At 49.9% G+C, this 19,138-nt stretch carries 13 protein-coding genes; 11 read left to right on the forward strand and 2 right to left on the reverse strand.

Annotated elements, in window-relative coordinates:
* Positions 1-20: 20 nt before the first annotated feature.
* On the reverse strand, positions 21-1,805 hold the full coding sequence (locus tag M2404_RS17635) for an ATP-binding protein (protein ID WP_259241057.1): 1,785 nt from the start codon (positions 1,803-1,805) through the stop codon (positions 21-23).
* A 336-nt stretch (positions 1,806-2,141) separates the two neighbouring features.
* On the opposite strand from M2404_RS17635, the gene M2404_RS17640 reads away from it, so the two are divergent.
* The 9 genes from M2404_RS17640 to M2404_RS17680 all read left to right on the forward strand — a co-directional run bounded on the left by M2404_RS17640 (position 2,142) and on the right by M2404_RS17680 (position 14,641).
* A complete protein-coding gene (locus tag M2404_RS17640) occupies positions 2,142-5,861 on the forward strand; it encodes a nitrate reductase subunit alpha (RefSeq protein ID WP_259241059.1) in 3,720 nt (1,239 codons plus the stop codon).
* A gap of 158 nt (positions 5,862-6,019) precedes the next feature.
* The gene (gene narH / locus M2404_RS17645; protein WP_259241060.1) at positions 6,020-7,555 is read left to right on the forward strand and encodes a nitrate reductase subunit beta; all 1,536 of its coding nucleotides are present in this window, start codon (positions 6,020-6,022) and stop codon (positions 7,553-7,555) included.
* A 5-nt stretch (positions 7,556-7,560) separates the two neighbouring features.
* Complete coding sequence (gene narJ / locus M2404_RS17650) at positions 7,561-8,331, forward strand: nitrate reductase molybdenum cofactor assembly chaperone (RefSeq protein WP_259241061.1); 771 nt, start codon at positions 7,561-7,563, stop codon at positions 8,329-8,331.
* A gap of 12 nt (positions 8,332-8,343) precedes the next feature.
* Positions 8,344-9,033: a respiratory nitrate reductase subunit gamma gene (narI, locus tag M2404_RS17655; protein ID WP_259241062.1), complete on the forward strand. Its 690-nt coding sequence runs from the start codon at positions 8,344-8,346 to the stop codon at positions 9,031-9,033.
* Positions 9,034-9,342: 309 nt separating this feature from the next.
* Entirely contained in the window at positions 9,343-10,110 is a 768-nt protein-coding gene (locus M2404_RS17660) for a peptidylprolyl isomerase (protein ID WP_259241063.1), read from the forward strand.
* A 189-nt stretch (positions 10,111-10,299) separates the two neighbouring features.
* Complete coding sequence (locus M2404_RS17665) at positions 10,300-11,517, forward strand: hypothetical protein (protein ID WP_259241064.1); 1,218 nt, start codon at positions 10,300-10,302, stop codon at positions 11,515-11,517.
* Positions 11,518-11,814: 297 nt separating this feature from the next.
* Positions 11,815-12,267, forward strand: a complete 453-nt coding sequence (gene nrdG / locus M2404_RS17670) for an anaerobic ribonucleoside-triphosphate reductase activating protein (protein ID WP_259241065.1) — start codon at positions 11,815-11,817, stop codon at positions 12,265-12,267.
* 18 nt (positions 12,268-12,285) lie between these two features.
* Positions 12,286-14,124 carry an anaerobic ribonucleoside-triphosphate reductase gene (nrdD, locus tag M2404_RS17675; protein WP_259241066.1) on the forward strand — a complete coding sequence of 613 codons (1,839 nt, stop codon included), beginning with the start codon at positions 12,286-12,288 and terminating at the stop codon, positions 14,122-14,124.
* 196 nt (positions 14,125-14,320) lie between these two features.
* Positions 14,321-14,641 (forward strand): hypothetical protein, encoded by a 321-nt coding sequence (locus M2404_RS17680; RefSeq protein ID WP_259241067.1) that lies wholly within the window; start codon positions 14,321-14,323, stop codon positions 14,639-14,641.
* Between the two features lie 56 nt (positions 14,642-14,697).
* Here the strand turns inward: M2404_RS17680 and M2404_RS17685 are convergent, their stop codons facing one another.
* On the reverse strand, positions 14,698-15,078 hold the full coding sequence (locus M2404_RS17685; protein ID WP_259241068.1) for a SirB2 family protein: 381 nt from the start codon (positions 15,076-15,078) through the stop codon (positions 14,698-14,700).
* Positions 15,079-15,394: 316 nt separating this feature from the next.
* Here M2404_RS17685 and M2404_RS17690 point away from each other — a divergent pair, with 316 nt between their 5' ends.
* Both M2404_RS17690 and M2404_RS17695 read left to right on the forward strand, forming a co-directional pair.
* A complete protein-coding gene (locus tag M2404_RS17690) occupies positions 15,395-17,662 on the forward strand; it encodes a nitric-oxide reductase large subunit (RefSeq protein ID WP_259241069.1) in 2,268 nt (755 codons plus the stop codon).
* Between the two features lie 181 nt (positions 17,663-17,843).
* Positions 17,844-19,037, forward strand: coding sequence for an HPP family protein (locus M2404_RS17695; RefSeq protein ID WP_259241070.1), 1,194 nt, complete (start codon positions 17,844-17,846; stop codon positions 19,035-19,037).
* Positions 19,038-19,138 lie beyond the last annotated feature (101 nt).

The following is a 19,138-nucleotide window of genomic DNA, read 5'->3' on the forward strand; positions in this document are numbered from 1 at the left end:
GCTATACCCATTAAGTAATATCAGGCACGCTGTTTATGCTGCAGGTATTCCGGAGAAAAATTGAAATACACTCCGGTACCGCCCTGGCTACGCCGCCGAATGTCTATTGTCCCGCCCAGGTGTTTACTACGCTCCTGCATAATCGCCAAACCGTAGTGATTCAGTTTTTCAGCCGATTGCGGGATGCCAACACCGTTATCTTCTATTGCCAGCACTATCGACTCGCCTTTATGCTGCTGCAAACTGATTACAATCTCGCTACCGGCACTATGGTGCACCGCATTCTGGCTGGCCTCGCGAATAATTTGCAGCAGGTGAATTTCTTCATGTGGTGCCAGCGGAATATTAGTTAACTGATAATCCAGCTTTATCTGCATGCCGGATTGTTCGCTGAGCTGTTTCACCGAGGCTTGCAGCGCACTGTGCAGACCAGCGCCATCCACTTTAAGCCGGAAGGTAGTCAGCAGTTCACGCAGTTGACGATAAGCCGCATCCAGGCCCTGTTTCAATTCAGCCGATACATCGGCAATGGTGTCTTTATCGTCTTTTTGTGTGGCTTTATTTAACCGGGTAACCTGAATTTTTAAGTAAGACAGCGCCTGCGCTAAAGAATCGTGTAACTCACGGGCAATCACAGTGCGTTCCTGCATCAGAGCCAGACGCCTGACCTGCTCTTCCTCTGACTTTAAACTCAGTGCCAGTGCCAACTGATCGGCCACCGAAGCCAACAATTTTTGCTGCCAGCGATCAAGTTGTCCTTCTGTGATACGCGCCACCAATACGCCATATTTCTTTCTGTCACGGTGCAGCAAATAGTTGTAGCTATTGCTGTTGCAACCCGACAACTGCGGCAAGCTGAGGCAATCACCGCAATTTTCCTGCGCACAAGGGGCGTCACTGCCATCTTCCGTCAACACTTGCATATAGGGTTTGTCACCCTCTTCAGTAAACAGACACAACTCCAGATCGTCTACTTTCACCACCGTTTTTAACTCAGCAACTATCTGACTAAAGTCAACATACTCGGGTGCGTGCTCACTAATACGCTGAGCCGTATTATATAAAAAGCGCAACGTGGTATTAGTATGCTGCAGCGCTTCGGTTTGCTCTTCCACCCGCTTTTCCAAATTACCGTACATATAAGCGATGGAGTCACTCATTTTATTAAAGCTATGCGCTAGCGCCCCAAGCTCATCATTATTTGCGACATTTACCCGGTGAGTAAAATCCCCCATTGCCACCTGCCGGGCACCTTTCGTTAAATCTTCAAGTGGCTGCTGCACCATTACTTTTAACCAGTAGATCACAATGGCAGACAACAACACTGTTGCCAGTAAAGCCACCAACTGCAGGGTGCGAAAACTGCGGACTTTATATTCAGCATCTTGCTGAATGTAAAACACCAGGTCTTCCAGCAGCTGAATTTGTTGCTGTAACTGCCTTTCCAGTTGCGGCATATCTAACGGCTTCTGTTGCAACAACGGCGCAATTAGCTGCCAGTGCTGCTGCGCGGCATCGAACTGCTGCACTATCTTGTCATTATGCCAAAACCGTTTAAACACAGGGTGCTGCCAACTGCGACTAAATTGCTCGCCAGCTTGTTCCAGCTTCACTTCATCTTGTTGCAAGGTTAACCAGGCCAAACGGTAACTTTGCATCCGCAGCGATCCGGCGACATTTACAGCATAGGCGTCACTGTCGGTTTTATCCGATAACCAATACGACGCCAGCATGGTGCCTATCGCCAGCGTAACTATACAGGCCAGCGCAATATTAATTCGGGTAACAATGGAAAACTGTCGCATAACTGCTCCGCTTAGTTTACTGCCTACAGCATACCTGCTAATTGCCACTCGTGCTGGTTTGTCGTTAAAACCAGCGGCACAATTGAGCTACCCCTTTTTCCCTGCTGGGTTAGCCGCAACAGCCAACACCACGCAATAAGGGGTAACTGCCAGCGTATTATCAAGCATAACAACGCTACCCACACTACCACCTTGTGGGTATTTTCTTTTTTTATCATGTATTTAGCTCTATGGCTGCCTTGATCCAAATCAAGCATCATCCCCTTGTTGTTTCTATAGTGTGCATACCAGAAAAGCAAAATGTCTGTTCATGCAGGACAAGACCAGGAGTAAACCATGAGTCACCTACTCGACAAACTGCGGTTTTTTAAAACCCGCAAAGCCCCGTTCGCCGACGGCCACGGTGTCACAACTAACGAAGACAGAACCTGGGAACAGGGTTACCGGCAGCGCTGGCAGCACGATAAAATTGTGCGCTCAACCCACGGCGTAAACTGTACCGGCTCTTGTAGCTGGAAAATTTATGTTAAAGACGGTCTGGTGACCTGGGAAACCCAGCAAACCGATTATCCGCGTACCCGGCCAGATTTGCCGAACCATGAACCGCGCGGCTGCCCGCGTGGCGCCAGCTATTCCTGGTATATCTACAGTGCCAACCGCTTAAAGTATCCCAAGGTACGCCAGCAATTAATGAAACTGTGGCGCGAAGCCAAGGCTGCACATAAAGACCCTGTTAAAGCCTGGGAATCTATTGTCAGCGATCCGGTAAAAGCGAAAAGCTACAAAGAGCGCCGCGGTTTAGGTGGCTTTATCCGCGCCAGTTGGGATGAAGTGAACGAGCTGATTGCCGCTTCAAACGTCTACACCACCAAAACTTACGGCCCGGACCGGGTTACCGGCTTCTCGCCCATTCCGGCGATGTCGATGGTGTCTTACGCTGCAGGCGCGCGTTATTTGTCGTTAATTGGCGGTAACTGTTTAAGCTTCTATGACTGGTACTGCGATTTACCGCCGGCATCACCGCAAGTTTGGGGCGAGCAAACCGACGTACCCGAATCAGCCGACTGGTATAACTCTAATTACATTATTGTGTGGGGCTCTAATGTACCGCAAACCCGCACGCCGGATGCACACTTTTTAACCGAAGTACGCTACAAAGGCACCAAAACCTGTGTTATTACCTCAGATTATTCAGAAGCGTCCAAGTTTGGTGATACCTGGTTAGCCCCACGTCAGGGTACCGATGCTGCGCTGGCTATGGCATTTGGCCATGTTATTTTAAAAGAATTCCATGTTGATAACCCAAGCGCGTATTTTACTGACTATGTAAAACGCACCACCGATATGCCAATGCTGGTGATGCTGGAGCAAGGTGACAAGCATCTGAGCCAGGGCCGTTTTCTGCGCGCTGCCGATCTAGTGGATAACCTGGGTGAAGACAATAACCCGGACTGGAAAACCATTGCCATTAACAGTGATGGCCGCTTAACCAGCCCCAATGGTGCCATTGGATACCGCTGGGGCCAGGCCGGCAAATGGAACCTGGAGCAAAAAGATAAAGACGGCGACATCGACCTGCAGCTGAGCTTAAAAGGTAGCCGTGACGAGCTGGTCGACGTCGCCTTTCCATATTTTGGTGGCGCGCCGCACGAATATCAGTACTTTCAGCATACGGCGCATAACGAGGTGCAAATCCGCAAAATTCCGGCCAAACGCGTCGAACTGGCCGATGGCAGCACTGCTTTAGTGGCTACCGTGTTTGACTTGATGTTGGCGCACTATGGTGTCGATAACGGCATTGGTGATAACAGCCGCGCCAAGTCTTATGACGACAACGTGCCTTACACCCCGGGCTGGCAGCAGAGTATTACCGGTGTTAACCCGGAAGATGTGATTCGGGTAGCGCGCGAGTTTGCCCGCAATGCCGATAAAACCCGCGGCCGTTCTATGGTTATTGTCGGTGCTGCGTTAAACCACTGGTACCACATGGACATGAACTACCGCGGTTTGATCAATATGTTGATGATGTGTGGCTGTATTGGTCAGAGCGGCGGTGGTTGGGCACACTACGTAGGCCAGGAAAAACTGCGGCCACAAACCGGTTGGACGCCGCTGGCGTTTGCACTTGACTGGCAGCGGCCACCACGCCATATGAACGGTACCTCGTTCTTTTACAACCATTCCAGCCAGTGGCGTTATGAAAAACTGGACATGGCCGAAGTGGTCTCGCCACTGGCCAACAAAGAAAAATGGACAGGCAGCATTATCGACTTTAACAGCCGGGCTGAACGCATGGGTTGGTTGCCGTCTGCACCACAGTTAGGCACTAACCCACTTAAACTGGCCGCAGCGGCAAAAGCCGCCGGTGTTGAATTAAAAGACTATGTGGTGCAGCAGTTAAAAGATCGCAACATAAAGTTTGCCTGCGAGCAGCCGGAGGATCCAAAAAACTTCCCGCGCAATATGTTTGTCTGGCGTTCTAACTTGCTGGGTTCCAGCGGTAAAGGCCATGAATATATGCTGCGCCATTTCCTTGGCACTAAGCATGGTTTATTGGGCAAAGATCTGGGTGAGTTTGGTGGTAAAAAACCAGAGGATGTGGAATGGACCGATAAGCCAGCAGAGGGCAAAGTAGATTTATGGGTGACATTGGATTTTCGTATGTCTACCACCTGCCTGTACTCAGATATCGTGCTGCCAACCGCAACCTGGTATGAAAAAGACGATATGAATACCTCGGATATGCATCCGTTTATTCACCCGTTAACTGCCGCAATTGACCCGGTTTGGGAAGCACGCAGCGACTGGGAAATTTTTAAAGGCATTGCCAAAGCATTCTCCAAAGCTGCCGTTGGCCACCTTGGCGTAGAAACCGATGTGGTTACGATACCCATGCACCACGACACCCCTGCCGAATTAGCGCAACCTTATGGTGTTAAAGCCTGGTGGAAAGGTGAATGTGACGCCATTCCTGGCGTTACCATGCCGCATATTAATATTGTCGAGCGTGACTACCCCAATACTTATGCCCGCTTTACCTCAATAGGCCCCTTACTGGAAAAAATGGGTAACGGCGGTAAAGGCATCAGTTGGGATACCAAAGAGGAAGTTAACTTCCTGAAAAAACTCAACCGCGTTCACACTGCCGAAGGCGCCAACAAAGGCATGGCGAAAATTGACAGCGCCATCGACGCCTGCGAGATGATTTTATCTTTAGCACCGGAAACCAATGGCCAGGTTGCCGTTAAAGCCTGGGAAGCCTTGGGTAAAATTACCGGCCGCGACCACACCCATTTAGCGCTGCCCAAAGCCGATGAAAAAATCCGTTTTAACGATATTGTTGCGCAGCCGCGCAAGATTATCAGCTCGCCGACCTGGTCTGGCCTGGAAGATGAGCATGTGTCGTACAACGCCGGTTATACCAACGTGCATGAGCTGATCCCATGGCGCACCATTACCGGCCGCCAACAATTCTATCAGGACCACGAATGGATGCGCGATTTTGGCGAACAGCTATGCAGCTACAAGCCACCGATTAACTTAAAAACTGTGCAGCCGGTACTGAATAAAACTCCAAACGGCCATAAAGAGATCGTACTGAACTGGATCACGCCGCATCAGAAATGGGGTATTCACAGTACTTACTCTGACAACCTGCTGATGCTAACGCTATCGCGCGGTGGCCCCATTGTCTGGATCAGTGAAATTGATGCCGCAGCCGCCGGCATTGAAGATAACGACTGGATCGACATCTTTAACGTTAACGGTGCCATTGCCGCCCGCGCGGTGGTATCTCAGCGGGTGCCGGAGGGTATGAGCATGATGTACCACGCCCAGGAGCGTATTGTGAATGTGCCCGGCAGCGAGTTAACCGGTACCCGTGGCGGTATCCATAATTCGGTTACCCGCGCCGTAATGAAGCCCACTCATATGATTGGTGGCTATGCGCAGCAAGCCTATGGCTTTAACTACTACGGCACTGTTGGCTGTAACCGTGACGAGTTTGTCATCATCCGGAAAATGGGCAAAGTCGACTGGCTAGACAAGGAGGCATAACCACAAAGCGTCTTTCACGCCAGCGCGGCGTTAGGCCAGGTCTCAAAATGCTCATTTACTTGTACGTAAACTGCGCTTTTTCGAACCGGCCCCGCCTTGCTCTGGCGCGAAATCCATCATTGTGAGTTTCGCCCCCTAACAAGATTTGAGGAATTATTATGAAAGTCAGAGCCCAAATTGGCATGGTGCTGAATTTAGACAAGTGCATAGGCTGCCACACTTGCTCCATCACGTGTAAAAATGTCTGGACCTCGCGTGAAGGCGTTGAGTACGCCTGGTTTAATAACGTTGAAACCAAGCCTGGTATTGGTTTTCCGAAAGAGTGGGAAAACCAGCAAAAATGGAACGGTGGCTGGGTGCGCAACAAAAGCGGCAAGCTGGAACTGAAAATCGGCGGTAAACGCCGCATTCTGGCGAATATTTTCGCCAACCCAGACTTACCGGAAATTGATGACTACTACGAGCCGTTCGATTTCGACTACCAGCATTTACACACTGCTGGTGATACCAAGCACCAGCCGGTAGCACGGCCGCGCTCATTGATCAGTGGTCAGCGGATGGAGAAGATTGACTGGGGCCCGAACTGGGAAGAAATTCTCGGTACCGAGTTTGCCAAACGCAAAATCGATCAAAACTTTAACGAGGTGGTGCAAAAGGACATTTACGGTCAGTTTGAAAAGACCTTTATGATGTACCTGCCACGTTTGTGCGAGCATTGTTTAAACCCGGCCTGTGTCGCGGCCTGCCCTTCCGGCGCCATTTATAAGCGCGAAGAAGATGGCATAGTGCTGATTGACCAAGACAAATGCCGCGGCTGGCGCATGTGTGTGTCGGCCTGCCCGTACAAAAAAATCTATTACAACTGGAAAACCGGTAAATCAGAAAAATGTACCTTTTGCTTCCCGCGTATTGAAGCTGGCCAGCCAACGGTATGCTCTGAAACCTGTGTTGGCCGTATCCGCTACTTAGGCGTGCTGCTATATGACGCTGACAAAATTGAAGTAGCGGCCAATACGCCGAACGAGAAAGACCTGTATCAGGCGCAGCTGGATATCTTCCTTGATCCGAATGATCCGGTAGTGATTGCTGCGGCCAAAGCAGAAGGTATCGGTGATAACTGGATTAAAGCCGCCCAGCGCTCGCCGGTGTATATGATGGCGATGGAGTGGAAAGTTGCCCTGCCATTGCACCCGGAGTATCGCACACTGCCGATGGTGTGGTATGTGCCGCCATTGTCACCTATTCAAAGTGCAGTGCAGGCCGGTCATGTGGGTATGAACGGCGAAATTCCGGATCTGAAATCGCTGCGTATTCCGCTGCGCTATCTGGCCAATATGCTCACCGCCGGTGATGAGGCACCGGTAGTACGTGCGCTGGAGCGGATGATCGCGATGCGCGCCTTTAAACGCTCGCAACAGGTCGATGGTGTTGAAGATGCCGAAGTGTTGCAGCAGGTTGGCTTAACGCCGGTGCAGGTAGAAGAAATGTACCGCTATATGGCGTTAGCTAACTATGAAGACAGATTTGTCATTCCCACCAGCCACCGTGCCTATGCCGAAAATGCTTACGACCTGAAATCCAGTTGTGGTTTCAGTTTTGGTAACGGCTGTGGTGATGGTAATAACGGCGTAAATCTGTTTGGCACTAAAGCCAAAGGTGTACGTCAGGTTATTCCGGTAGAGATTCAGGAGTAAGTCCAATGACCATAAAAAACATGCCCATACTACAACTACTATCTTTGCTGCTGGATTACCCAAAGCAGCCGCTGATAGACGCTAAAACCGAATTGCTGGCGATAGTGGCCGAAACTGCTATAGCGGAACCGCTTAAGCAAAGCCTGAGCGCGTTTATCAACAGCCGCACCAACGGCGAGCTGATGGACTGGCAGTCTGAATACGACAGCCTGTTTGAACGCGGCCGCTCGTTGTCTCTGCTGATTTTTGAGCATATTCACGGCGAGTCACGCGATCGTGGCCAGGCCATGGTGAACCTACTGGCGCAATATCGCGAAGCCGGGCTGGATATTGGTGTAAAAGAGCTGCCGGATTATCTGCCGCTTTACCTGGAGTTTTTATCCACTCAGGGTGAGCAAAACGCGCAAATCGGCCTGGAGGAAATTGCGCCGGTGTTGGCGGTACTACTGTGCCGCCTTGAACAGCGCGAGTCTGACTACGCCTGCATTTTTGCCACTCTGGTAGTGCTGTCTGCCGCTGAAGTCGATTTAGCTGACATAAAACAGCAGATCGCCGGCGAAAAGCGCGACGATACGCCCAAAGAGCTGGACAAGGTATGGGAGGAAGAGATGGTCAGCTTTATCGGCAACGAGCAAACCAGCTCTGCCTGCGGTACAGGTAACAAACCTACCGACGGTCAGCGCCGCGATCAGTTTATTCCGCTAAGCACTGAGCTGCTTGGCAGCGCTGAAGCAGGTGAACAACTTTATAAAGCAGCCGCCGCTAAGCGCGCTTAAAGGAGCATTAACATGGCACACTTAAACCTGTTTGCCTTTGGTATTTATCCGTACATTGCCATCGCCATTATGGTGATTGGCAGTTGGATCCGCTACGACAGAGAACAATACACCTGGAAAACCAGCTCCAGTCAGCTGCTGGAGAAAAAGCAACTGCGCTTGGGTAGCATTCCGTTTCATATCGGTATTCTGGGTATCTTCCTTGGGCATTTCTTTGGCTTGTTAATGCCTAAAGAAATCTGGCATTTGTTTGGTATCACACCGGAAATGAAACAATTGATCGCGGTGGGTGCCGGTGGCTTGTTCGGCCTGATTTGCTTCTTTGGCTTAACCGTACTGATTAAACGCCGCTTAACCAATCCACGCATTCGCGCCACCAGCAATACGATGGATATTGTTATTCTGTTTTTGTTGTATGCGCAGCTGATTTTGGGGTTGCTCAGTATCACGGTGTCGTTGGGCCATATGGACGGTGCCGAGATGCTAAAGCTAATGGCCTGGGCGCAAAACACCGTTACCTTTAACAGTGTGGCAGCGGCAGAGGCTATTAGCGGCGTGCACTGGATTTTTAAAATGCACGTGTTCCTGGGCATGACGCTGTTTGTGGTGTTTCCGTTTAGCCGCCTGGTACACATGCTTAGCGTACCAGTGCAATACATACGCCGCCAGCATCAGATAGTACGCCAGCGTTTTGTACGTTAAAGGACGCGGAAATAACAGACATAGCAAGCGAAAGGTTGGAACCGTGGCAGGTCGGCACAGAGTGTCTGAGTGAGCGCGCAAGCAGCGAGCGAGTTGCTGTGACGAGCCTGACGGGGATTCCAACCTGAAGCCAGCGGCTAAACTTTCAGGCTCCGGGAGGCTTTAAGCCGGTGTTGCACACAAAGACGCCGTAAATCCATCCGTGGAGGCTCCTCTCCGGCATCCATGCCGGAGACGCTTTGTTTAGCAACAACGGCTCGCCTCCTTCAGCAGCCGGGCAGCAAGCTACAACTAACACAGAGGTTCAAAATGATACAAGTAAACAATGCCAGTATCAGCGAAGCGGCCATTATGGCCGAAGTACAATACCATCCGGCGGCGAACAAACGCGCAGCTACGCTTAAAGCTGCAGAATCACTGATCATCGGTGAATTATTACGTCAACGCGCCAAAACACTGGGCCTGAGCGTAAAAAGCGAGCTGAACAGCGCCAGCGATGATGACTTTCTGGATGCACTGATTAGCCGCGAACTGCCGATCCCCACCGCATCGGAAGAAGAATGCTTACAATACTACAAGCTAAACCCGCAGCGCTTCGCCAGCTCGCCGCTGCTAGAGGTCAGCCATATTTTGCTTGCCGCTGCACCGGAGGATGATAAAGCCCGGGTAGAAGCCAAGACCTTATCCGAGCAATTAATTTTGCAGCTGCAACAAGGCGACAGCCTGGCTGAGCTGGCTAAACACTACTCGGCCTGCCCGTCAAAAGAAACCGGCGGCAGCTTAGGCCAAATAAGTCGTGGCCAGACGGTGCCGGAGTTTGAACGGCAAATTTTTAGTGCTGAGCCGGGTTTGCTGCCGCAAGGTATCGAAAGCCGTTACGGTTTTCATATCGTGTTTATTGCCCGCAAAGTGCCGGGTAAGCTATTACCGTTTAGTGCCGTACAACAAAAAATAGCCGAATACCTGAATGAAAAAGTCCGCCGCAAAGCAGTGGCGCAGTATATTCATACGCTGATAGTTGCGGCAGAAATTGAAGGCTATGATTTTAAGCTATCCGACTCGCCGCTAATGCAGTAAAACGATCGCCTTACTGAGGGGCGCATGCTTGCGCCCTTTTTTGCTTTTCTGTTACTTAGAACTGAGAAAACAGCGCAGTACCAACTGGTTCTGCCCACTTACCATAAAGTAGGTAACCATTTAATATAATTATAAAAAAATATATTTAGCGTTAAGATCTCCCTGTCGCCTATTGTCAGGAAGCCAGCAATGAAAACAACCGTTTCTGCTTTATCTTTTGCTATCACTCTCGCATTCTCTGCTGCCTGTGCAGCATCACCTGCGCACGCTGACAGCGCCAGCAAGCAGTTGGAGCAAGCATTGACACAAAGCAGTGTATCAGCGCATTTTCGCTATCGGCTGGAATATGTCGGCCAGGACAATCAGCTTGATGATGCCTTTGCCTCCACCCTGCGTAGCCGCGTTAACGTTAATACCGGTAAAGCCTATGGTATTAGCGCCTTACTGCAGGTTGATAATGTCAGCCTGGTGGGTAACGACAATTACAACAGCACCGTCAATGGTAAAACAGATTACAACATGGTGGCCGACCCTAAAGGCACCGATATTAATCAGGCCCTGCTGCGCTATCAGAACGACAGCGGCACCACGCTTAGTGCTGGCCGCCAGTTGGTTAACCAACTAAACCAACGCTTTTTAGGCGGTGTAGGCTGGCGCCAGAATGAGCAAACGCTGGATGGCTACCGCCTGCAACAAACATTTGCCAGCAACTTTAGCGCTGAGCTTGGCCATTACTACAATGTTAACCGGGTATTTGGCCCCAAAAGCCCCGCTGCCGATCAACACGGCAGCTTCAATACGGCACTACTGCAATGGCAGATAACTCCGGCGCATCAGTTGGCTGCTTTTGGCTATGACTTTGATTTCGATAACTGGGCAGCACGCAATAGCCGCACCGTTGGCGCAGATTATCAGGGCAAGCTTAACAGCGGACCTAAGCTTAGCTGGCAGCTAGCGCTGGCTAAACAAGACGATGCGCACAAGGCGCCGTTAAGTTTTAGCCATCACTATCACCGCTTAAGCCTGAGCTGGGTGCTGGATAGTGTGACGTTGGAGGCCGGCCAGGAGCGTTTAGCCGGTGATGGCCAAAGCGCCTTTCAAACGCCGCTGGCCACCTTGCATGCTTTTTCCGGTTTTGCCGATATGTTTTTAACTACCCCCAATACCGGCCTGCGCGACAACTGGCTGCAAGCCAGCACTAAACTAAACGCGGTGGCACTGACACTGGCCTATCATCGCTTTGATAGTGATGCCGGTAGCAGCAAATACGGTGATGAATGGAATGCCAGCGCCGGTTACACGCTGAATAAGCAATTATCTGCCTTACTGAAACTGGCGCATTACAACGCTGATACCCTGGCAGTGAACACTACTAAAGTTTGGCTGATGCTCAGCTACCAATTGTAGCCATCGTTACGTTTTTCTTCTCTCATAGTTCCACCTTGGCCAATACTGCATGTTGGCTCCTCTGTACCGCCCCTGGTTTTCAGTGGGCGGTTTTTTTATTTTCTATGTCACACATCAAGCCCCGCGTCTTACTCCCGATGGGGTAATAACTGCAGTAAAACTGCGCCCTGGCGTCAGGCTGTAGTTTTCACAGCTGCAAAAACATGATCCAGATCAAACTTTGCCCCGAGCTTAGCGCTAAGCTAAACCACAACATCTAGTGATAATGAAAAAAAAACACACTATATAGAGGGTTCAATGCTTAGGTTTACTGATGAACAAATCGCCTTTCAGGAAGTGCCCGGCGAAGTATCACTGGCTTATACCATCGCAGGTTGTCAGTTGGGTTGCAAAGGCTGCCATAGCGGCTACAGCTGGCACAGCGAGCAAGGCACAGCGTTAACCGATAGCTATTTGCAACAGCGGCTGCAAACGTATAAGGGCCTGATTAGCTGCGTACTGTTTTTAGGCGGCGAATGGCAACCGCAAACGCTACTGCAGCTGTTAACACGGGCGCGTAGCACAGGCCTTAATACCTGTTTATATACCGGGTTGGATGATGTCGGTCCGGCACTGAAGCAGCAACTGACTTACCTGAAAACCGGCCGCTGGCTGGCAGAGCACGGTGGCCTGAACAGCCCGCATACTAACCAGGTTTTTACCGATTTACGTACAGGCCAATGCCTGAATCATTTATTTATTCAACCATAACATGCTGAGAGATGCGCTATGCAAGCACTGAATTTCCATCAACTACAAAGCAAACTCACGTTTATTGAAAATTATCTGACAGCAAATAATGCGGCTGATGGCTCGAAACTGGATGCCAATGCCAACGTAACACAAAAAAACATTGCCACTCTGGAAGCTGAGCTGATGAAAGATCAGTTTATTCAGGTAAACCGGGCCTTAGTCAGCAATAAAATCAGCATGCTGTTTGGTGCTGAACTGGCTGCCGAATACCTGCGCCAAATTACTAAGCATGAAATTTACGTACACGACGAAACCAGCTTAAAGCCTTACTGTGTATCGGTAACCATGTACCCGTTTTTACGCGATGGTTTAACCAGGCTCGGTGGCGAATCACAAGCGCCGCAACACTTAGAATCGTTTTGCGGCTGCTTTGTAAACTTTGTGTTTGCCGTGTCCAGCCAGTTTGCCGGTGCTGTTGCTACGGTAGAATTTTTAACCTACTTTGATTACTTTGCCCGTAAAGATTATGGCGATAATTACCTGCAAACCCACCGCAAGCAAATTGCCAACCATCTGCAGCATGTGGTGTATGCGTTAAACCAGCCGGCAGCAGCCCGCGGTTATCAAAGCGTGTTCTGGAATATTTCCGTGTATGATCAGCATTACTTTGACAGTATGTTTGGCAACTTTGTATTTCCGGATTTTGTAAAACCAGAGTGGCAGTCGGTAGCCGCCTTACAGCAGTTTTTCCTCAGTTGGTTTAATAGAGAACGGGAAAAAACTGTGCTGACTTTCCCGGTCGTTACCGTGGCGATGCTAACCGACAACGGTAAATGTAAAGACACAGCCTTTGCCAACGACATCGCCCACGAGATGGCGGCCGGTAACTCATTCTTTATTTATCAATCAGACAACGCCGACTCGCTGGCCAGTTGCTGCCGGCTACGCAGTGAAATCAGCGACAACACCTTCTCGTATTCACTGGGTGCCGGTGGCGTGGCAACCGGTTCCATCAATGTGATTACGCTGAATATGAACCGGCTGGTGCAGGATGGCCGCGATTTAGCCGCAGAGATAGGTAAAATTCATAAGTATCAGGTGGCGTACCGTAAGCTGATTGAAGAATATCAGGCAGCCGGTTTACTGACAGTATACGATGCCAGTTTTATCTCTCTGGATAAGCAGTTTCTGACTATCGGTATTAACGGCATGGTAGAAGCCGCAGAATCACAAGGCTTAGTGGCCAGCAATAACCCGGATTATATCCGCTTTGTTCAGCAGCATTTAAAAGTGATTTTCGATGCCAACAAAGCCGCTAAAGCCGAATATGGTTATATGTTTAATACCGAGTTTGTACCAGCGGAAAACCTGGGCGTGAAAAATGCCAAGTGGGACCGCGAAGATGGCTATCTGGTGCCGCGCGATTGCTATAACTCGTATTTTTATGTGGTAGAGGACGAGCATAGCAATACGCTGGACAAATTCCAGCTGCATGGCCGCGAGTTACTGGATTACCTCGACGGCGGCTCAGCGCTACATTTAAACCTGGAGGAAAAACTCGATCAGCCGGGCTATGTAAACCTGCTGAATATTGCCGCCCATACCGGCTGTAATTACTTTTGTGTCAACGTCAAAATTACCATCTGTAACCAATGTGAAACCATTGATAAACGCACGCTACCGCACTGCCCCGCCTGTGGCAGCGCGGATATCGACTACGGTACCCGCGTTATCGGCTACCTGAAGCGGGTATCGGCATTCAGCAAAGGCCGCCGCCAGGAGCATGAGCTACGTCATTATCACCGGCAACAGCAGCACCGCCAACAATCACAGATCGTAGAGGCAGAGCAAGCCCGCACTCAGCGAACCGGTTAGATCATACAACAGCCTGGGGCCAACACTCCGGGCTGCACCCGATATACCCATTAGTGGGAATTTAACCCCGCAGTTGTATGGGTAATAATTTGCCTACTCTGTACAACATTACTTAATGCCGGACATCCCACGCAGGTGAATATTCGCAGAAATATCCCGTGCAGGTTTTGCCGGTCTATACAGGCAGTACAGCATCATGGATAAAAAACCTGATTTAAAAACAGCCATGCAGCAGTTAATCGCTCAGGTAAAAACTGAGCTTCCGCTTTATGAACCTTCAACTTTTATATGCGGTACTAACACCGATTGTATCGGCTGTCCGAAGAAAATGCTGGAAATGGTCGATTCCGAACTGTGTTTCTGGGAAAACGCAATGAAGCACGGCAGGGTGCCCAAATTTGATGAGCTACGCCGGTTTGGCAAACTTTGCCTGAGTGTACGGCGAATGTTAATCAAAAATAAGCTGATCTCAGCCCCTGCCTCGGAACACATCACACAACATAAAGTATCTTTATAACCTCGAAAAATAACACTGCCTATACAGGCACTTGCAATATACTGCTGTAGTCGGCGCTAGACAAATAACAACGGCTTGAATCTGGCCAGATAAAAAATTCCACTGAGGTGTGCCAACGCCATGGCGACACAAGCAGCTCTTAGCGACAGAGACAGGCTTTGTTTTAACGCGCCAATACCAAACAGGATATAGCCAATCAGCAGTAAAATTTTGAACCCGAGCCACTGGTGCACAAAGGGTTGCCAGGGCCCTATTGCCAGCAAGGTAAATGCCAGCGTTAATAACAGGCTATCGTTAATATGAGGTAAGTAACGTGCCGGGGTTTGTCGCCAGCCTGGCTTACCTACCATATCCAATAGCAACCGGCCAATAAACAAACCGGCGCTTAAATAAGCACAAAACATATGTAACTGTTTTACCTGTAAATAGTACTCCATAGCGCCTTGCCTCTAAGCTTTTTCTGCGCACTACCTTAAAGCAACTTTCACTCTGAGCCTATATCGCCAAAGAGGTAGAAAACACCTCGCAGCAAACGGCATAGGTACTTAGTACCCAATGGGTAAATTTAACCCCGCCCTACTCAGGTCTAAAGCACCCGGCACCAAGCAAAAGACAAAATATTTCAATACATAACAATCACTTAATCTTTGGCTTATTTCTTGTAATGGTTAAAACGGCGGGTAAAGCCCGTTTAATAAAAACAGGAGTGAAGTATGACACTTAGGCACAATAACAATGATGTAAGGGGGTTGTATGGCCGGATATCGTAAACTCTGGTGGCTGTTAATCGGTATTTTAGCCATTACCTTCTCAGTACTGGGCTATTTTGGCGCCGAAGTGTATCGCTCGGCGCCGCCCATTCCGGCGCAGGTGGTTGATCAGCAGGGCCAGGTGCTGATGACCAATGAGAGTATTCTTAATGGTCAGACAGCATGGCAATCTGTAGGTGGTATGCAACTGGGTTCTATCTGGGGCCACGGTGCATATCAGGCGCCAGACTGGACAGCAGACTGGCTGCACCGTGAACTGGTGGCCTGGCTGGAACTGACCGCGCAGCAACAGTATGGTCAGAGCTATGACTCGCTGGATGCGGCCACGCAAAATGCACTGCAATTTGCGCTAAAACAGGAATACCGTACTAACACTTATAACAGCAGCGCCGATACGCTGACACTGAGCGATACCCGGCTGCAGGCAATTGAACAAACTGCCGCCCATTACATTGCCCTGTTTGGCGACAGCCCTGAGCTGACTAAAACCCGCCATAACTATGCCATGAAGGAAAACACCCTGCCGTCGCTGGAACGCCGTCAGGAAATGACACATTTCTTCTTCTGGACTGCCTGGGCCGCAGCAACTGAGCGCCCTGATCATGATGTTACTTATACCAATAACTGGCCGCATGAGCCGTTAATTGATAACCGTCCGTCAGCTGAAAACCTGATCTGGTCTATTGTCAGTATTATCCTGTTAATCGCCGGTGTCGGTGGTCTGGTGTGGGCATTCTGCTTCCTGCGTAAACATGACGAAGAAGAACCCGAAGCCCCGGCTCAGGATCCTATCAGCCGTTTAACATTAACGCCTTCCCAGAAATCGCTGGGTAAATATATTCTGGTTGTTGTTGCCCTGTTTACTGTACAGGTGTTTCTGGGTGGTTTTACCGCGCACTATACTATCGAAGGTGATGGTTTCTATGGCCTGAATACTACTGAAATTCTGCCATATAGCTTGGCACGTACCTGGCACATTCAGGCAGCGATGTTCTGGATTGCTACCGGCTTCCTGGCTGCGGGTTTATTCCTGGCACCGGTCATTAACGGCGGTAAAGATCCTAAATACCAGAAACTGGGTGTAGATGTGCTGTTCTGGGCATTAATTGTGCTGGTTGTCGGTTCTTTTGCTGGTAACTACTTCGCCATTATGCAAATTATGCCGCACCAGTACAGCTTCTGGTTTGGTCATCAGGGTTATGAGTATATTGATATCGGCCGTTTCTGGCAGATTATCAAATGGGTTGGCGTACTGTTCTGGTTAGTGCTGATGCTGCGGGCTATTGTTCCGGCACTGAAACAACCGGGCGACAAAAACCTGCTGGCATTATTTGCGGCCTCTGTAATCTGTGTCGGGTTATTCTACGGTGCCGGTTTATTCTACGGCGAACGTACTCACTTATCCGTAATGGAATACTGGCGCTGGTGGGTTGTTCACCTGTGGGTAGAAGGCTTCTTTGAAGTATTTGCTACCGTGTCACTGGCCTTTATTTTCTACAATATGGGGCTGGTATCCCGTACTGTTGCCACGGCATCCAGTCTGGGTTCTGCCTCTCTGTTTATGCTGGGCGGCATTCCGGGTACATTCCACCACCTGTATTTCTCTGGTACCACTACCCCGGTCATGGCAGTAGGCGCAACATTCAGTGCGCTGGAAGTTGTACCTCTGGTAGTACTGGGTTATGAAGCCTGGGAAAACTGGCGTCTGAAAAGCCGTGCACCGTGGATGGAAAACATCAAATGGCCACTGATCTTCTTTGTTGCCGTTGCTTTCTGGAACATGCTGGGTGCCGGGGTATTAGGCTTTATGATTAACCCGCCTATCGCGCTGTACTATATTCAGGGCCTGAACACCACTCCTACCCATGCTCACGCAGCCTTGTTCGGGGTGTATGGTTTCCTGGCACTGGGTTTCAGCCTGCTGATCCTGCGCTATATCCGTCCGCAACTGGTGTTTGATGAAAAACTGATGAAAACCGCGTTCTGGTGGTTAAACGGTGGTCTGGCGCTGATGCTGTTCACCAGCCTGCTGCCTATCGGGTTTATTCAGTTCTACGCCAGCGCCACTGAAGGTTTATGGTATGCCCGCAGCGAAGCACTGATGCAAAGCGATCTGCTGCATACACTGCGCTGGGTTCGTACCATTGGTGACGTGGTGTTTATCGTTGGTGCGCTGGCGGTTAGCTGGCAGGTGGTGAAAGGGGTATTTAATACCAAAGCCGCCGTACAGGTAGAGAATACCAACCACTAACATTCTAAACTTCAGATACAAACATATTCAGAGCCTGTTTTCGGCAGGCTCTTTGTCTGCAAAGCTGGTTTTCCACACTGCGTAAAATTTCCACAGTATGGTTTTTTTATTTACTGACATACTTTTCCTTTGCCGGCGGTTATACTGGCGGCTATCCATCAGACGTCTGAATGTCTATAAATTGAAAACGCCTTTGCATAAAACACTGATATCCCGTTTGTTAAACCAGCTGGGGCTGGTACGGCTGGATAGCCAGAGCCTGTCGTCTATTCCATTGTGGCAGCGGCTGAAAGTCGCGCTGGCTGCCTTTATTGCGTTATTTGTAGTGACCTTTACCAGCCTGCAACTGGCCGATACCACCAGTACCATTATTCTGCTGGCCTCTATGGGCGCGTCATCGGTATTGCTGTTTGGCCTGCCTAACAGCCCGCTGGCTAAACCGTGGTCTTTTACCGGCGGACACCTGATTTCTGCAGCGATTGGCCTTATCTGCTCGCACCTGTTTAACGATTTAGCCTTAATGGCTGCGGCAACCATCGGCTGTGTATTATTTGTGATGTATATCTTTGAGTGTATGCATCCGCCGGGCGGCGCCACCGCACTGGTGCCGGTGATTGCCTCAACCGATCAACTGCTGGGTTATGATTTTCTGCTGTATCCGGTAGCACTGAATGTGCTGGTGATGCTGGCAGCATCGCTGGTGCTGAACCGGCTGTTATTAAAACGTCCGCAGCAGAAAACACCGGAAAAGTTTGATCCGGTGCATTTACATCAGGATTTCAGCCCGTTAAAACGGCTTGGGCTGCAACCGGAAGATTTACTCAGTGCGCTGAACAGCTTTCAGACGGTAGTCGATGTCAGCGAGCAGGATCTGGAAAAGATTTATACTCAGGCGCAATTACACGCCTATCAGCGTAAAAGCGGTGAAATCCGCTGCCGCGATATTATGTCTGCCGATCTGATTACCGTTAACGCAGACACACCGGTCGCTACCGCCTGGCAACTGCTGCAAAAACATAAAATCAGTATGCTACCGGTGGTAGACAAACAGCAGCAACTGCTCGGTGTGGTATCCGTGGCGGATTTTCTGAAAAACCTGCATGTCCCGCATTACTGGGGACTGCTGCGTCATCTGAATGGCTTACTGTTAAAGCGCGGTCATAAAAAGCACCACAAGCGCCGGGTAGCAGAGCTGATGACCGCCAGACTAACCGTTGTCTCTGAAGACGACCATATTGCCGCACTGATTCCGCTGTTGTCAGATCAGGGTCTGCACCATATCCCGGTACTTAACCGGCAACAGCAACTAAGCGGTATTATCACCCAATCCGACTTAATCGCCGCCTTGTATTCAGTCGCCCAGCAGCCACATTAAAACCAGTTTACCTCTTCAGGGGTAGCGCCGTTACCCCTGATGCACCACCTCAAAATAAATGCAAATTGTTATCATTTACCTCGAATTTCAGCAAGAGGAAA

The organism is Rheinheimera pacifica (assembly GCF_024809855.1).
Classification (GTDB): Bacteria; Pseudomonadota; Gammaproteobacteria; order Enterobacterales; family Alteromonadaceae; genus Alishewanella; species Alishewanella pacifica_A.

What these genes read in the sequence shown, in the direction of transcription:
- M2404_RS17665 (WP_259241064.1), top strand. Translation starts at nt 10,300, where the DNA reads ATGAAAACAACCGTTTCTGCTTTATCTTTTGCTATCACTCTCGCATTC.
- narI (WP_259241062.1), top strand. Translation starts at nt 8,344, where the DNA reads ATGGCACACTTAAACCTGTTTGCCTTTGGTATTTATCCGTACATTGCC.
- M2404_RS17660 (WP_259241063.1), top strand. Translation starts at nt 9,343, where the DNA reads ATGATACAAGTAAACAATGCCAGTATCAGCGAAGCGGCCATTATGGCC.
- M2404_RS17640 (WP_259241059.1), top strand. Translation starts at nt 2,142, where the DNA reads ATGAGTCACCTACTCGACAAACTGCGGTTTTTTAAAACCCGCAAAGCC.
- narJ (WP_259241061.1), top strand. Translation starts at nt 7,561, where the DNA reads ATGACCATAAAAAACATGCCCATACTACAACTACTATCTTTGCTGCTG.
- narH (WP_259241060.1), top strand. Translation starts at nt 6,020, where the DNA reads ATGAAAGTCAGAGCCCAAATTGGCATGGTGCTGAATTTAGACAAGTGC.
- M2404_RS17685 (WP_259241068.1), bottom strand. Translation starts at nt 15,078, where the DNA reads ATGGAGTACTATTTACAGGTAAAACAGTTACATATGTTTTGTGCTTAT.
- nrdG (WP_259241065.1), top strand. Translation starts at nt 11,815, where the DNA reads ATGCTTAGGTTTACTGATGAACAAATCGCCTTTCAGGAAGTGCCCGGC.
- M2404_RS17635 (WP_259241057.1), bottom strand. Translation starts at nt 1,805, where the DNA reads ATGCGACAGTTTTCCATTGTTACCCGAATTAATATTGCGCTGGCCTGT.
- M2404_RS17680 (WP_259241067.1), top strand. Translation starts at nt 14,321, where the DNA reads ATGGATAAAAAACCTGATTTAAAAACAGCCATGCAGCAGTTAATCGCT.
- M2404_RS17690 (WP_259241069.1), top strand. Translation starts at nt 15,395, where the DNA reads ATGGCCGGATATCGTAAACTCTGGTGGCTGTTAATCGGTATTTTAGCC.
- nrdD (WP_259241066.1), top strand. Translation starts at nt 12,286, where the DNA reads ATGCAAGCACTGAATTTCCATCAACTACAAAGCAAACTCACGTTTATT.